The organism is Pinirhizobacter soli, from assembly GCF_015905305.1.
GTDB classification, from domain to species: Bacteria; Pseudomonadota; Gammaproteobacteria; order Xanthomonadales; family Rhodanobacteraceae; genus Pinirhizobacter; species Pinirhizobacter soli.
Window position 1 is genome coordinate 385,121 of the sequence record NZ_JADZLQ010000004.1, and the last position, 15,410, is coordinate 400,530.

Genomic DNA, 15,410 nt, shown 5'->3' on the forward strand with positions numbered 1-15,410 from the left:
CACCGCGAGCCCTCCCCCGGATCACGGCTCGCCCACGGTCAACTGTGCCGGCGCCACCGTGCCGATGCCACGAATGGCCGGACGGTACATGTCCTCCACCAGCGGCGCCGGCACGACATACGTCCCCGGCGTCACCGCGCGCACCAGGTAGAACACATGCGCCACTTCACCGCGTCGCAACTTCAAGGCGGCGGCATAGCGATCGTCACGATACTCCTCGTGCACGATATCGGCAGCGCTTTCGTGCTCTTCCATCCGGATGCCGTCGATCACCACGCCTTCCCACTGGCTGGCACCGCTGAGGTTGAGGTTTTCCACCTCCAGGCCGCCGGGCAACAGGTCGGTCACCAGGGCGTCGGGCATGTCCTGGCGTGCCTCGATGGTCAGCGCCACGATCAGGGTATCGCCTTCCTTCAGCGAGGAATCCTTCCATTCCTTGCCGTCCGTGGTGTAGTAGCTGCGCCTGACCTTCACCTGGCTGTCGTCGGACGCGGGGGCCTTCTGCCCGATACCGCCGATGTCCAGCGTGGCAAACACGGTGGCATTGCCCGTCGGTTGCACGGTGATGCCGCCGGCGAGTTCAGCTGGCGTGACCCGCCGCGTCCAGATAAAGCTGCCATCGGGCACGGATTCGGTCTTGTCACCCAACTGCAGGCTCGCTGCCAGCGGCGTGTTGTCGCCGGCATTGAAGGCATGCGCCACACGGGCGATGGCTAGCTGTTCCTGGGTACTCAGGTACGACCACGAGAAGTGGTAATACGGCGTCTTCGCGTCAGAACGGTGCACATCCACCGTGGCATTGCGGGCCCAGTCCACCAGCTTGGCGTCGTACGCCGGGGTGGACAGTCCATAGGTATGGGCCAGCGACACCATCACGCCAAGGTCGCGCAGGTCCGAACCGTAATCGCCCACGTACCAGGGCCGCTCCTTCGTCCAGGCAAAGGCTTCATCCATCGCCTTGCGGGCGCGGTCCATGTCACCGAGCAGCTTGAATGCCACGGCCAGGTGGGCCAGCGGCAACGGGGCCACCAGCTTGTCGCGGTCGTTGTCGAAGATGGCACGCAACGTACCCAGCGGTGCGCGGCCGACACGGGCCAGCACGTAGCCGGCATACGCTTCCTCGGCAATGCGCAGGTGATCGTGGTGCTCGAAACCGTAATAGGGATGGCCACCGGCCAGCAAGTCGTCACTAAGGACCTGCAGGGATTTCTGCAGCACATCCTGCGGAACGGCGAAGCCGGCGTCGCGCGCATCGAGCATGAAGTCCACCACGTATGGCGTCATGCTGGTTTCGATCGGGCTGGTGCCACCCCAGAAGGTGAAGTGACCGTTGGCTGCCTGGTACGAAGCTATGCGGGCCAGGGCGCTGGAGACAGCCGCCTGCCTCGTAGCATCATCCAGGCCCGTGCTACCGAGGGCCTTGCCGGTCTTGGCGTCCATGTAGAGCGCGGCGTAGCCCTTGCTGGTGGTCTGTTCGATGCATCCATAGGGGTACTTCAGAAGCGTACGCAAGGCCGACCCGTATGGCAGTGGCGGCAGTGTGCTCAGCGTCACCTGGCCATGCACCGTCGCCGGCACCAGGCCCGCCGCAAGCGACGGATCGAGCTTGGCCGCCTTGCCACCTTCCAGCGCCATGGGCACGCTGCGGATTTCCTCGGGCCAGGCATTGCGCACGGCGAACTCGAAGTGGCGATCTGCCTTGTAGTCGTTGAGTTCGGCATGGATGTCCACGGTGGCCACGGCCACGCCTGGGCTTGCCGTTACCGGCATTACCAGGGTGGTTCCCGCACCGTCCTTCAGCGGCACGCTGCGCGTGGCGTTTTCCACCTTGACCAGGCCATCCACCTTCACGGTCACCTTGGCCACGCCGTCCTTGCCGGAGAGGTTCTTCAAGTCAAGGCTCACGCGCGCCTTGTCGCCGCCGGCCATCACGCGCGGCGTGGAGGGTTCCACCACCAACGGCGCGCGCACGATGATGCTCCCATCGGCGTTACCAAACTTCTCGTCGGAGTAAGCCAGTGCCGAGAGACGCAGGCTGCCATTGAAGTCGGGCACGTCCACGTGCAATGTCGCCTTGCCCCTGGCATCGAACTGTACCGGGTTGGCGAAAAGGTCAACGATCTTCACTTTCGGGTTCAGGCGCGTGGCGTGGGGAAGGCCCTTGCCACTCATGTCACCACCGTAGCGCAGCTTGGCCACGGCGCCATCCATCGCCTCGATCACGCGGCTGTACAGGTCGTAGGCGTCCACCGCCATCGCACGCTTGGCGAACATCCAGGCCCACGCGTCGGGCACGGGATAGTCGGTGATGTTCAACACGCCCTGGTCAACGGCAGCCAACGTCACGAAGGCCCGCTGGCCGGCAAGGCCATCGGCCTGCACGGTCACGTCCAGCGTGTTACCAGGGCGCATCATCGCCGGCGCCGAGAGCTTCAGCGGGATGCGCCGGTCGTTGCGATCCATCGCCACGTGCTCGATGCCCATCGCACGTGCCGGCGTGGTCTTGTCGGTGGCCTCGCCGCCGCGGAACACCAGCGCCACCACATGCACATCGTGGCGCTCCCAATCCTTCGTCACCGGGATATCGAAGGTGGCGCCGGCCTTGGCGTCGATATTCCGCGTATAGAGAAGATGATCGGTCTCCACCAACAATATGCCCGGGCCATCCTGCGGCGGGGTCACCGTCACCTTCATGGTGTCGCCGGCGCGGTAGCGGGCCTTGTCCAGCGCCAGTTTCACCTTGTCCGGGCGCGCTTCCTTGCCCAGGTTTTCATCGTCCCAGCTGTAACCGGCGAAGAACGGGAATACCGTGGTGAGCTGGGTGTCGGGGTCGTACACCTCAACGCGATAGCCACCCCACTCCACGGGAAAGTCGAGCTTCACCCGTTGGCCCGCCGCTACGTCCACATCACGTTCGTCGATCAGCTCCACGTTCACGTTGGCGTTCGACTTCCATGCATCGCCATGCTCATACAGCCAGTAGAAATCATGCAGCTCACGGTGCAGGCGCACCTTCAGGTGCGAGCCGGCCACCAGCTTTCCGCCAGTGTCCGCGCGCATGACCTCGAAGCTCGCCTGGCCCTCGCTGGGCGCGCCCTGCTTCGGATCGAACAGCGGACGCACACCCACCAGGATGGGCGCGGGCCAGTACACCTTGTTGAGCATGCGCGTGACGGCCCGGCCGCCGGTCTCGAACACGCTGCCGGAGATGGCAACCGTCAATGGCGCGACGGGCTTGACGTCGTTGGGAAGCGCGATGTCCTGCTTCAGTTCGCCTTTGTCGTCCAGCGGCAGGTCGATAATGTCGTCGGCGGCCTTGGGCAAGGCGACCAACGGGTCGCCGAAGAAAGTGTCAGGCAGGTTCGGCAGTGGATGCACTTCCGGGCGAATGGCAAGCTTCGCGGTAAAGCGGTTACCCGCGGCGGGCGCGCCGTAGAGGTAGCTCGACGCCACCTGAAGTTCCAGATTGTCGCCTGGCGCCAGGCGCGGCTGCGGACCCTTCAGCTCCACCTTCAGCCGCTCGGGCAGGAATTCCTCCACATGGAAGGGGAAGGCTTGCACGGCGTCCGTGCTGGCCGGATCCAGCCGGAATTCCAGCTGCCACAGTCCCGTGGGCGCGTCGGCCGGGATCACCTGCCTCAGCTCGAAGTAGTTGAGGTCGCGCGGCTCCAGGCGCGTGTCGGTGAGCGTGCGGCCATCGGGCTGCTTCAGGCGCACGAAAAGCGGTTGCGGCTTCATCGGCTTGCCGTCGTAGTCGCGCAGCAAGGCCGAGGCTCGCATCGTTTCACCCGGTCGGTAAAGGTCGCGGCCAGACCAGCCAAACACTTCGAACGGCGCCTGGCGGCGGCCAGTGATATCGAAGTTGGACACATCCAGGGCCGGGCGGTTGAACGGCAGTACGGATACATCCTTGCCGTGACGGGCGATCAGCACATCGGACGGGTTTACCTGGTAGGCAATGAGGGCGTTGCCATCCTTGTCCGTGGTGGCTTTCAGGCGTGTCGAGCCGTCGTCCTTGTCGATCGTAACCGCCACGCCCGCCACCGGCGAACCATCGGCCAGCGAGGCTACGTGCAGGAGTGCATTGTCGCGATATACGCGAAGATGCAGGCCGAGGTCACTGACAAAGAACACGGACGTGTCATAGCCATCCTTGAATGTTCCACCACGCTTGAGCACGGCCATGTATACGCCGGGGTCGGAAAGCTGCGAGATGTTCTGTACGGGAATGAAATTCACCGAGCGGGCATTGGGCTGCCCGGTGAGGGTGTAGTGATTGGCATACACCGAATCGGCAATGGCGGTAAGGCTAACCTTTGCGCGCGTGCCCTTCTCGCATGTGTCCCAGCTATAGGCGTCATGTTCCAGCTCGTAGTTGGAGCGGCGCTGATTGCGAGGATAGGCGCAGAAGAGGTCCGACAGCGCGTCGTCCCTCACCTTGAAAAACTCGATATCCGCGTCTTCAACGTTCATCGACACCACGGGCAAGCCGCGCGTGCCGCGAGCAGGCAACACCGAGCCCATCGAGGCGAAGCCCACGGCCTCGGGTAGATTGCCAGCGGCTACGTCGCGTTTGGTATCGGCTCCCAGTGTGCTGCCGTCGGCAGCAAGCAAAGCGGCACGGACCACCACGGCGTAGGCCTGGTTGGGTGAAACGTAGGGAAATTGCAGGGTCCGGCCATCGTCCAGGAGCGTCCAGCTGCCGTTGACCACCTCGCCATGGGGGCCGGTAACGGCTATTTCCTTGTCGAAGGATTGCGCCGAGGCAAGCGTGCGACTGAAGCGCAGCTCGATGGCCGTGCGCCCCTCCGTCGGCCGGCTCCCGGCGGTAAGCAGGGCGAAAGGCTGTTTTGCCGCGCCTGCCTGGGACGAGGCGCCGGCGGGCTTGCCCGCCGACTGCAATGCGGGCGTGCCGCCCTCGTGGCCGCCGCATCCAGCCATCACGGCCAGCACGACAAGCACACAGATCCCTGCCAGCCACGCGCGCGAACGCGAGCCCTTCCCTATCGTCTTCATGGTGTCCCCCTTGAGCCTGGAGCAAATTCTGCCACGGGGTTATGGCAAGTTGCTGGCGCCGGGGTGGAAGAATCGACGCAGGGGGGCCTGGGGGGGGGGGACAGTGGCCGCCAGACCGGTGCGGGTTGGACAGATCGGGGGGGGTAGCTAGCTACCCATATCTGCCAGGTAGCGATCGAACGAAGCATCCACGGCGGCACGCGCGCCCCCGATGATGTTCCGCCCCCACGTGTACCCATAGACGTCTTCGAACTCGAAGCCGGCCAGGCGCTCGCGCATGGCGCGCACGTCGGAGGGCTTCATGGGCATGTAGTTCGGGTAGCTGTACATGAAGGTCACGTGCCGGCGGTCGAACACCACCTGGGGTGTGTCGCCGGCGAACAGCGTGCCACCTGGGCGCGGGCCGTTTTTCCAGTGCAGCGCCGTGCAACCAGGGAAATGCCCGCCCGTGCGAATAAGCGTGACGTCGGGCGACAGCACGTGGTGGTCGCCTTCCCAGAACTCGATGCGTGGCGAGGATCGCTTTACCCATTTGCGGTCGGCAGCGTTGAGCAGGATGGGAACGCCACCGAGCGCTTCGCTCCATTCCACCATCGACGTATAGAAATGCGGGTGCGAGATAATGATGCGGCCCACCCCGCCGCGGGCGTGCAAGGCTCGCACCGCCTCGTCGTTCACCATGCTCACGCATTCGAAGAGGATATTCCCGGCGTCGGTAGGCAGATGCATCGCGCGTTGGGGGATGGCGAAGCCGGCGGGCATGCTCAGGGCAAAGACGCCGTTGTCTTCCTCGATGCGGAGCTTGTTCTGCGCTTGCAGTTCCGCGTGGGTGGCCCACTGTTGTCCGTCCCAGTTCACGTACTGCCGCTCGTCCACGCATACCGGGCACTCGTCCGGTGGAGCGTCGGAAGGCTCGTACTGGGTACCGCAGGTGATGCAGATGAAAGGCGTCATCGAAAGCTCCCTTGGCTGGCGTCGAATCTGCTACCAGTACGCATTCAGGACATGTGCCAAAGGTCAGCGCAGTGCTGGTGCGGGGAAATTCCAATCCCCCGACGTCCTATGCATAATCCTACGGATGCAAATTCCCCCTGCACTGAATCTCCTGGCGATCTCCGGTAGCCTCCGGGCCAACTCGACGAACACGGCGTTGCTCGGTGCTGCGGCGTTGCTGGCGCCCGAGGGTGTGGCAATCACCGTCTTTGAAGGGCTTGGCGCGCTGCCGCACTTCAATCCCGACCACGCGGACACGCCTTCGCCTGAAGTAGCGGCGTTCGTCCAGGCTGCCGTCGACGCCGATGGACTGGTCATCGCCTGCCCCGAATATGCCCGCAACATACCGGGTACGTTCAAGAATGCGCTGGACTGGCTGGTTGGCAGCACGCAGTTCCCGGATAAGCCCGTGATGCTCTTCAACGCGTCGCCACGCGCCAGTGATGCACAGGCAGCGCTTCGGCTTGTTCTAAGTACGATGTCGGCCCGTATCGTAGATGATGCATGCATCACCCTTGACTTGCTTGGCAGGCCCTGGAATGCAGCCGCAATCGTTTTAGATTCGCGCCTGGCCGAGCCGGTTCGCAAGGCCCTGGCAACGTTTTGCAACGCCATTCAATGAGGCGCGTCCACCGGATACGGACCCTCATCGAACGTCGTGTCGTGATATCCCTTCACGCCCACGGCGATCGCCATCTCGCTACGGAAATCCGCGCCGGCACGGAGCTGGTCCAGCGCGTGGGCGAAATCATGCTTCGGCTTCCACCCCAGTAGTTCCCTGGCACGGGCGTTGTCATACACGCGGTCGATACCCTGGAGCAGGCGCCAACCGTGGGCCTCGAACAACGTGGCAGCGGCGGGAAAGTGGGCGGCAACGGCCGTGGGCAAGTGGTGCCGCAATATACGGGCCTCTCCGCGCTTGAAAGGCGTGGTCGCCGAAACGATGAAGCGATCAAAACCAATGGCGTGGGCACGCGTGGAAGCCAACAGGTGCGCATCGACCACGTCGGCGATATCCACGCGCCGGTACAGCAGCTCCATCGCCTGCATGTTCGCCAGTGCATAGGCCGCCCGCTTCGCAGGATCATCGTCGTCCTCGGGGAAGAACCGGGAGGTACGCAGCACCACTACCGGAAGACCCCGCTTGCGGTGGTAGAGCTCGCACATATCTTCGGCAGCAACCTTGGTCACCCCATAGATATTCTTTGGAACCGGATGTACGTCCTCGGTGATCCACGCCGCCTCGTCCTGCCCGGCCGTGAGCGCCGCACCGAAGGCACTGGTGGTACTGGTGAAGACAAAGGCACTTACCTTGTTCGCCACCGCGCGCTCAAGCAACGCAAGCGTGCCATTGATGTTGGTATCGACAAAGTCGCTCGGCGGATGCGTTGCCACATGTGGCTTGTGCAGCGTGGCAACATGGAACACCACGGCAACACCGGCCATGGCGCGCTCCACCACGGCAGGATCGGTGATGGATCCCACGATATCGGTGAAGGAGGACGGCTTGATGTCCACGCCGCGAACGGCGGTGCCCTCCGCACGAAGGCGGCGCATCAACGCCTCGCCAAGGTGGCCTGAGCTGCCAGTCACCAGGATCGTCATCTTCGTTCCCTCCACTATCAGACCGGAAAGGATGCCCATCCGACGCTGGAAGATAAAGTGCCGTTGGTCCCCCGCATGCTTGCCAGGCATACCGGGATACCGCGGCGTATTCGCCGATAACGCCGCGTACGGGCCCAGTGCGCCACGCGATTGCCATGGTAGTGGCCCAATGGGCCCGCACGCTCCATGGCATCGAGCCAAAAGAGCGGAGTGCAGCCATGGTCACATCCACCCACCTGGTCCGTCGCGGGTGCGTGCGTGACGCGACGGAGATCGCCGCATGCATGCAGTCGCTGGGCTATGGCACCACGTCGGAAAACGTCGCCATACACCTGTCCCACTTCAAGGAATCACCGCGCGACATCGTGCTGGTATGCGCCGAGATTTCCGTGCTTACCGGCGTGGTCAGCGCACACGCTATCCCGGTCTTTCACCAACCCGGAGAATTGGTGCGGATTACCGCACTATCGGTACGCCAGGGGCGCGAACGGCAGGGCATCGGTCGCTGCCTCATCCGCGCCATCGAAAATTGGGCTGTCGCCCGGGGTGCCGCACGTATCGAAGTGACCAGCAACGACCACCGCGAGGGGGCTCATCGGTTCTACCAGGCGATGGGTTACGGCATGGAGTCACGGCGCTTCATCAAACGACTGTGACTCCGGGCGCCTAGTCGGGCATAAGGGGTCAGAGTCATGACTCTGACCCCTCCATAACGACGCCTAGTCGATCACCGTCGCGACAGCGGCTTCGCCCGTATCGTGGACCGCGCGCTTGCGCGGCAGGAAGGTCGCCGCGATCAGTCCCAGGGCAACGATGGCCAACGCCCAGACAAACGTGTGGCCGAAGGCGCGGCCCAAGGCCGGCAACATGGCCTCCCGCATCGCAGGCGTGACCACACGCGCCACGGAAAGCCCACCTTCGGAAACACCCGTGGCGGGCATCAGGGCCGCGATCTGTTGCGACAACACCACGGCCAGCAGGGCTGTGCCCACCGAACCGCCCACGCGCTGTACCACGTTCATGCCGCTGGTGACGCGGGCAACTTCGTGGCGTTGCAGGCTGCTCAGTGCAGCGGTCATCGCAGGCATCATCGTCGCGCCCATGCCCATGCCCATCAGCAGCAACAAGATTTCCACCATCCACATAGGTGTGTCGCTCTGGATCTGTGTCAGGCCGGTGAGGCCAAGGCCCACCAGGGTCAGGCCCACCAGCACAATGCGGCCCGGGCCGGTCTTGTCGGTCAGGCGCGCGGCGACCGGCATGGTGACCATCGCACCAACACCTTGCGCCGCCAGCAACAGACCTGCGTGCAAAGCGGACTCACCGCGCACCAGCTGGAAGTAAAGCGGCAACAACAACGCCGAACCGAAAAATGCCGTGCCGAAGAAAAACGACGTGGCCGCCGCCGCACCGACGATGCGGCTACCGAACAGACGCACGTCGATCAACGCTCCTTCCTTCCGCCGTGCGTGCCAAACGAAGGCCACTACCAGCGCCAGCCCAAGCAGCACGCCGCCAAGCGCGTCCGGCGACTTGAAGCCACCACCGGCGGCGGTTTCGGCCAGCCCGTAAACGAAGATGGCCAGGCCCGGCGAGAGCATCAGCAACCCGCTCCAGTCCAGCGCGTGATGCGGCTTGGGCTCGTCGCGCTCCAGGATCCGCGATGCCATGAACAAGGCAATGACGCCGATGGGCAGGTTCACGAAGAAGATCCAGCGCCAGGAGATATCGTCGACGAACCAGCCGCCGAGAATCGGGCCTACGATGGGCGCAACCAACATTGGCACGCCCACCAGGCCCATCACACGGCCCATGCGGTCGCGACCAGCAGCGTGGGAAAGGATCGTCATGCCGGCGGGCATGATCATGCCGCCGCCAAAACCTTGCAGCACGCGGAAAACGATCAACGACGTGGCCGACCACGCCAATCCGCAAAGTGCCGAGCCCACTACGAACAAGGCGATGGAGCCGATATACAGGCGCTTGGTGCCGAAGCGGTCGGCCGCCCACCCCGTGAGGGGAATAACCGTGGCCAGCGCCAGCATGTAGCCGGTGGATACCCACTGCGTGATGGACAACGAGGTGCCGAACGAGCGCGACAATTCCTTGATCGCGACGTTCACGATGGTGGTGTCGAGGATCGACATGAAACTGCCGAGTACGACCACGGCAGCGATGCGCAGCGTCGCGCGATCCAGTGCCCGCGGGGCACTGGCCTGGGAGGGAGCATTCATTTTGGGGATTCCGGGGAACAATAGGGTTTGCCGACAGCCCACGGGCTATCGGCGAAGTACTTGGATGTGAGGCCACTTAACGTGGCAACCGCCGTGGCGAGCGCGGCGCGCTCTTCATCGTCAAGCTTATTGACGAAGCGCTCTGCCGCTTGCCTGCGGGAATTGCCGATCTTCTCCAGCGCGTCGGATCCAGCTGTCGCGAGCGCGATGCGTTTCACCCGACGGTCACTGTCGTCCTCGCGACGCGACACCAGTCCCACCTTCACCATGGCGTCGATAGCACGCCCGGCAGCCGGCAACGATAGCTGGATGCGTTCGGCCAGCTCATTCACCGCCAGGTCCACACCTTCGCTATCGAGTACGAACAAAATACGGAACTGCGAGAACGTCAGGTCGAACCCGGCCATGGCCGAAACCACGCCCGTCTGGCCGTCCTTGATGATGGGAAAGATCGCGCCGATCAGCCCGGCGGCGAGCGGATCCATGTCTGGAGGCAACTTGATCATGGACGCAATAATACTCTTGCTAACAATAATTGCAAGCACGCATGTAATTATTTACGTCGCCCATGATTCTTATTGGTCCGGCTCATCGCCAATGACTCTGACCCCTGGCGAGGTCTTTCGATACTGGCCAGGGGCCATGCCAGTGATGCGCTTGAAAGCGTGGCTGAATGCGCTTTCGGTGCCGTAGCCGAGGGATTGGGCGATCCGGGAGATGGGGGTGTTCTCTTCGCGAAGGGAACGCTCGGCCAGGCGCATGCGCCATTGCGCCAGGTAGGCCAGCGGCGGCATGCCGGCGACGGTTTTGAAGTACTCGGCAAAGGTGGTGCGGGACATCGCCGTGGCTTTGGCAAGCTCCGGAAGCTGCCAGGCGCGGCCGGGTTCGGCGTGCATCAGGCGTAGTGCCGGGGCGATGCGTGGATCATTGATGGCGCGAAGAAGACCGGTATCCAACGGGCCACCGGTGGCCAGGTGAACGCGCAGCACCTGCACCAACATAAGCTGTGCCAGTTGCGCCGAAGCGAACGCCGCGCCTGGCGAATCGTTCTCCCGTTCGGCCACCAGCTGGCCCAGCAACCAACGCGTGACAGCCGCCTCGGGCATGTCTGCGCGCACGTGGATCAACGGCGGCAGTACATCGCGAAGGATATTCCCGCGTGCGGGATCAAGCTCGACGTGGCCACCGATGACGAGGCACTCATCGCCTTCGCCAAGGGCTCTCATCACGCCATCCTGTCCCGCGAACGCGACCTTCGAATCCACGGGCGGCACGTCTGTGCCCGACGACAACGCGTAAGGCCTTTCCGCCGACGTCAGGAACACATCGCCCTCGCCCAGGTGCACGGGTTCTCGGCCTTCCATGCAAAGCCAGCAAGACCCCCTCACGATGCCGAAGAATTTCGCCCGACCGCTCGGATGAAAGCGCACCGACCAGCGCGCCCCAGCGGTAAATCCACCGGTGACCAGCGAACGCGCCTGGGTAAGCGAAAGGATGTCGGAAAACGGATCAGAGACCATTGGCGGACTATCGCGCAAGAATCACGGACTTTCAATAATTCAAAGTCCGGGGCGCAATCCCTATCTTTTGGACACTCCCCCACCAAAGCGATTCCCCATGCGCTCCCTCCAACAGCCCATTCATTCCGGTTTCGGTGCCGCCTCCACCGCCGCCGACGTCGTCCAGGGCATCGACCTCACCGGCAAGACCGCCATCGTCACCGGCGGTTATTCCGGCATCGGGGTAGAAACCGTCAGGGCACTGGCCAACGCCGGCGCTAGCGTGATCGTGCCCACGCGCAACGAAACCAAGGCAACCCAAACGCTCGCCGGCATTCGCAACACCCGCTTCGAAGCCATGGACCTGGCCGACCCGGCTTCCATCGACTCCTTCGTATCTCGCGTCATAGCCACCGGCCAGCCGCTGCACATGCTGGTCAACAGCGCCGGCATCATGGCCACGCCGTTCGAGCGCGACGCCCGCGGCTACGAAATCCAGTTCGCGACGAACCACCTGGGGCACTTCCAGTTGACCCTCGGCCTGCTGCCGGCGCTGCAGCGTGCGCAAGGAGCCCGGGTGGTGTCCGTATCGTCATGGGGCCATCGTTATTCCCCGGTGGTTTTCGACGACATCAACTTCGAACAACGCCAATACAGCCCGTGGACGAGCTACGGTCAATCGAAGACGGCGAATATTCTCTTCGCCGTGGAACTGGATGCCCGCTACCAGGCCGATGGTATCCGCGCGTTCGCCGTGCATCCTGGTTTGATCATCGATACAGGCCTTGGAAAGCACCTGTCACCTGAAGACCTGAAGAACGCTGGCGTGATCGACGAAGACGGAAAGCCCATCATCGACCCATCGCGCAACCTTAAAACCGTACCGCAGGGTGCAGCCACCAGTGTCTGGTGCGCCGTCAGTCCGCGACTCGATGGCATGGGCGCCGTCTATACCGAGAATGCCGATATCTCACCGATCCACCAGGGCGAGGCCTCCACCAGCAACGACGCCAGGACACGCACAAGCGGTGCCAACGGTGTATTTCCATACGCCATCGATGCCGACAACGCCCGCCGGCTATGGGAAGTGAGCCAATCAATGCTTGCGCGCTAGCCGTTGCAACAATCGCTTCGTTCCTACACAAATCGGTGACGCACGGCCTTCCTCCCGGGTATCGAAGACAGGCAAGCTAGGGCCCTCTCCAGGCCGCACGCGGAGCAAGCCATGCCCATCGAGCCAGGTGCCTACCAACAGAGCGACTTCACCCACCCCACGCGAATCTGCGACCTGGTGATGAAGGGCGGGGTGTCCAGCGGTGTGGTTTACCCGCTGGCCGCCGCGGAGCTGGCCAAGGATTTCCGCTTCAGCTCCATCGGCGGCACCTCGGCCGGCGCCATCGCGGCGGCGGTCACAGCTGCTGCCGAGTACGGCCGCGCCTCCGGCGGATTCATGCGCCTTAGCCAGGTGCCTACGCAGATCGGCGGCCACCTGATGCGCCTGTTCCAGCCGTCGCCGCGACTTGCGGCGCTGCTGGATATCTTTCTCGCCCTGCAAGCCCCGGGCTCGTGGATCGCCAGGTTCGGGCGCGTGCTGGGTATCGCGGTGCGGCGCTTCGTCGGGCGCTGGTTGCTTGGCCTCGCGGCCGGTGTCGCGTTCGGGGCCGTCGCAGTCGTTTCCGGTGCGCCGATCGGATACGCCGTGGCGTGGGGAGCGGGGCTGTTCGTCCTGATCGGCATCGTTACCGTTGCATCCACGCTCTATCGACGCGTCACCCACGAAGTCCCGGCCAATGGCTATGGGCTGTGTCCAGGAAGTACGCAGCGCGGCTTCGACACACCCGGCCTTACCGATTGGCTCACCGACCTCATCGACTACATCGCTGGCCGCGGCACTGGGCCTGACGATCCACCGCTCACCTTCGACGACCTTGCCACGCCCCCCGGCGGCGCGCCGCCGGTCGCCCTGCGGATGATGACCACCAACCTGATGATGCGCAGGCCCTTCACCGTGCCGATGCGCGATCACAGTTTCCTTTTCCGCCGCGGAGAATTCGAAAACCTGTTCCCTCCACGGGTGATGAACTACCTGATGGCGAACAGCGAAGCCTTCGACACCGGCAACCCCGCGGACGATTTCTTCCACCTGCCTCCCGACGGCAAGCTGCCCGTGGCCATCGGCGCACGGATGAGCCTTAGCTTTCCGCTATTGATCAGCGCCATTCCGCTCTACGCGCGGGATTTCACGCTTAACGAAGCCGCCGGCCGCAGCGTGCCGCGCCTGTGTCTTTTCAGCGATGGGGGCCTCGCCAGCAACTTTCCCATCCACTTCTTCGACAAGCTCTGGCCCAACCACCCCACCTTCGGCATCAGCCTGGACGATTTCAACCCGGCAAGGAATATCGGACCAGGCCGCGCATGGCTGCCGGAAAATGCCAACAGCGGCGTGTTGATCCCCATCCTGCCGATCGAAGGCGGCCTGCTGGCCTTCCTGCAACGGTTGATCGACGCCGCCAAAGACTGGCAGGACAACCTGCAAAGCACCCTGCCCGGCTATCGCGAACGCATCGTGCATGTGGCGCTGAAACCCGACGAAGGCGGCTTGAACCTCACCATGGATGCCACGATGGTGGGGAAACTGGCCCGCTACGGAGCAGATGCCGGCGAACTGGCGCGGGATGCCTTCAACTTCGACGAACATCGCTGGCGACGTTTCCTGGTGGCGATGGCCCGCATGGAACAAACCCTTGATGAATTCACCACCGCGTGGGATGGCGACACGGTGGAAAAGGAATCGTTCCAGTCGTACCTCGCACGCTATCCCGGCCACGCGCAAACCTACCAGCAGGACAGCGCGCGCCTGGCCGAGATGCTCCGGCGCGCCGCCGCTCTGGTGGACATGGGTCGCGCCTGGCGCAGCCTGCCCGACATCCGCGGCGGGCAGATCCCCAGGCCGGACACTAATCTCAGTATTACCCCCAAGCCCTAGGTAGAAGGTCCCACCTCGCGGCGGAAACCCTCGAGCATCTGTTTGTACTCGTCCATCCGCTTCGTGATTTCTGCATCGGCGGAAAGCTTAAGCAATGCATCGACATCCATGTTGATGGCTTCAAGGCCCAGCTGGGCCCCCTGAGCTTCGACAAGACCAGCGCACAAATGCATCAGGGCCAAAAGGCGCAGCCACAAGATGGGGGTGCTCTTCGGGCTGAACGAGGCGAACAGGCGTGGAATCGGCTCCAGGCGGCTCAGGTGCACGGACGTAACAAAAGCGGCGTTGAACTCGCTAAAGCGCATGACGCGGCTGGGCGAGGACGGCTTTTCCGGGATGATCAGAAGCGAAGCCAGGCTGCCCAAATTGTCCTGGAAGACATGTTGCTTCTGTTCGTTCCAGTCTTCCTGGCTGTGCCCGAGCGAAACCCGCGAACTGGAAAAACACGCCATCGCCAGGCGTTTGAATCGCAGCAACGAGCGCATGTCCGGATCGACACTGAAATCCGCATAGGCGATCTGGCGCTCCACCAGTTCGCCAAGTGCCAGCACCCTGAGTACGCGATAGGCCGTGCTGCGGCCGAAATATTCGTTGAGCGAAAGGTCCGTCTCCAGTCCGTCGCCTACGCGCAACACGCGATTGGCCGCTTCCGACGCCGCATTGAGCAACTGAAAGCGGAGCGGGCCTACTGCAAGGTATAGCCGCTTGCGCGCCTCGCTCCGATATTCCCTGTCGGCGGATTGATCGCCGAGGTACCCCTCCACTTCCTTCCTGACAGCGCCTTCCTTCAGTGCCGTGGCTTCGGCCACGCGCGTATCAAGGTCAGCCTTGTGCTCGGCTAGTCGCTTGTCGATTTTTTCGTCGTAAAGCTTGAGGTCTTTGTCGAGCCGATGGTCCAACAACTTGCCGGCCAGCGATTTCGCCACGGCCAGGCTTACCAGCCCACTGCCCGTGAGGGCACTCAACAACGTCACCAGGTCCATATTCCACCCCGCGGCACCGACGATGTCCGTGGCGAGCCGCGCATCCATTTGCGACGCCCCATCCCTTCCCCCTGGCCATTGGAGCGTGCGTGCC

Annotated in this window: 11 protein-coding genes; 4 read left to right on the forward strand and 7 right to left on the reverse strand. The window is 63.5% G+C overall.

Going from position 1 to position 15,410, the window contains the following annotated elements; translation table 11 throughout:
* Window positions 1-21: 21 nt before the first annotated feature.
* Together NDK18_RS18440 and NDK18_RS18445 are read right to left on the reverse strand one after the other, a co-directional pair.
* Complete coding sequence (locus NDK18_RS18440; RefSeq protein ID WP_250628621.1) at window positions 22-5,016, reverse strand: alpha-2-macroglobulin family protein; 4,995 nt, start codon at window positions 5,014-5,016, stop codon at window positions 22-24.
* A 147-nt stretch (window positions 5,017-5,163) separates the two neighbouring features.
* Complete coding sequence (locus tag NDK18_RS18445; protein ID WP_250628622.1) at window positions 5,164-5,970, reverse strand: MBL fold metallo-hydrolase; 807 nt, start codon at window positions 5,968-5,970, stop codon at window positions 5,164-5,166.
* Between NDK18_RS18445 and NDK18_RS18450 the strand changes: the two genes are divergently transcribed.
* Window positions 5,957-6,631, forward strand: coding sequence for an NADPH-dependent FMN reductase (locus NDK18_RS18450; RefSeq protein ID WP_250628623.1), 675 nt, complete (start codon window positions 5,957-5,959; stop codon window positions 6,629-6,631). The two genes, NDK18_RS18445 and NDK18_RS18450, sit on opposite strands and share 14 nt — an antisense overlap.
* Here NDK18_RS18450 and NDK18_RS18455 read toward each other — a convergent pair.
* Window positions 6,625-7,614 (reverse strand): NAD-dependent epimerase/dehydratase family protein, encoded by a 990-nt coding sequence (locus NDK18_RS18455; RefSeq protein WP_250628624.1) that lies wholly within the window; start codon window positions 7,612-7,614, stop codon window positions 6,625-6,627. The genes NDK18_RS18450 and NDK18_RS18455 overlap by 7 nt on opposite strands.
* Before the next feature lie 218 nt (window positions 7,615-7,832).
* Here NDK18_RS18455 and NDK18_RS18460 point away from each other — a divergent pair, with 218 nt between their 5' ends.
* Entirely contained in the window at window positions 7,833-8,270 is a 438-nt protein-coding gene (locus NDK18_RS18460; RefSeq protein ID WP_250624337.1) for a GNAT family N-acetyltransferase, read from the forward strand.
* A 63-nt stretch (window positions 8,271-8,333) separates the two neighbouring features.
* Here NDK18_RS18460 and NDK18_RS18465 read toward each other — a convergent pair whose 3' ends face one another.
* From NDK18_RS18465 to NDK18_RS18475, 3 genes are all read right to left on the reverse strand, one after another.
* Window positions 8,334-9,848, reverse strand: a complete 1,515-nt coding sequence (locus NDK18_RS18465; protein ID WP_250628625.1) for a DHA2 family efflux MFS transporter permease subunit — start codon at window positions 9,846-9,848, stop codon at window positions 8,334-8,336.
* The gene (locus tag NDK18_RS18470) at window positions 9,845-10,333 is read right to left on the reverse strand and encodes a MarR family winged helix-turn-helix transcriptional regulator (protein WP_250628626.1); all 489 of its coding nucleotides are present in this window, start codon (window positions 10,331-10,333) and stop codon (window positions 9,845-9,847) included. Before NDK18_RS18470 ends, NDK18_RS18465 begins: the two co-directional genes overlap by 4 nt.
* Before the next feature lie 90 nt (window positions 10,334-10,423).
* Window positions 10,424-11,368, reverse strand: coding sequence for an AraC family transcriptional regulator (locus NDK18_RS18475; RefSeq protein ID WP_250628627.1), 945 nt, complete (start codon window positions 11,366-11,368; stop codon window positions 10,424-10,426).
* A 97-nt stretch (window positions 11,369-11,465) separates the two neighbouring features.
* On the opposite strand from NDK18_RS18475, the gene NDK18_RS18480 reads away from it, so the two are divergent.
* Entirely contained in the window at window positions 11,466-12,461 is a 996-nt protein-coding gene (locus NDK18_RS18480; protein ID WP_250628628.1) for an oxidoreductase, read from the forward strand.
* Window positions 12,462-12,572: 111 nt separating this feature from the next.
* On the forward strand, window positions 12,573-14,333 hold the full coding sequence (locus tag NDK18_RS18485; protein WP_250628629.1) for a patatin-like phospholipase domain-containing protein: 1,761 nt from the start codon (window positions 12,573-12,575) through the stop codon (window positions 14,331-14,333).
* Here the strand turns inward: NDK18_RS18485 and NDK18_RS18490 are convergent.
* Window positions 14,330-15,364, reverse strand: a complete 1,035-nt coding sequence (locus tag NDK18_RS18490; protein WP_250624343.1) for a hypothetical protein — start codon at window positions 15,362-15,364, stop codon at window positions 14,330-14,332. The genes NDK18_RS18485 and NDK18_RS18490 overlap by 4 nt on opposite strands.
* Window positions 15,365-15,410 lie beyond the last annotated feature (46 nt).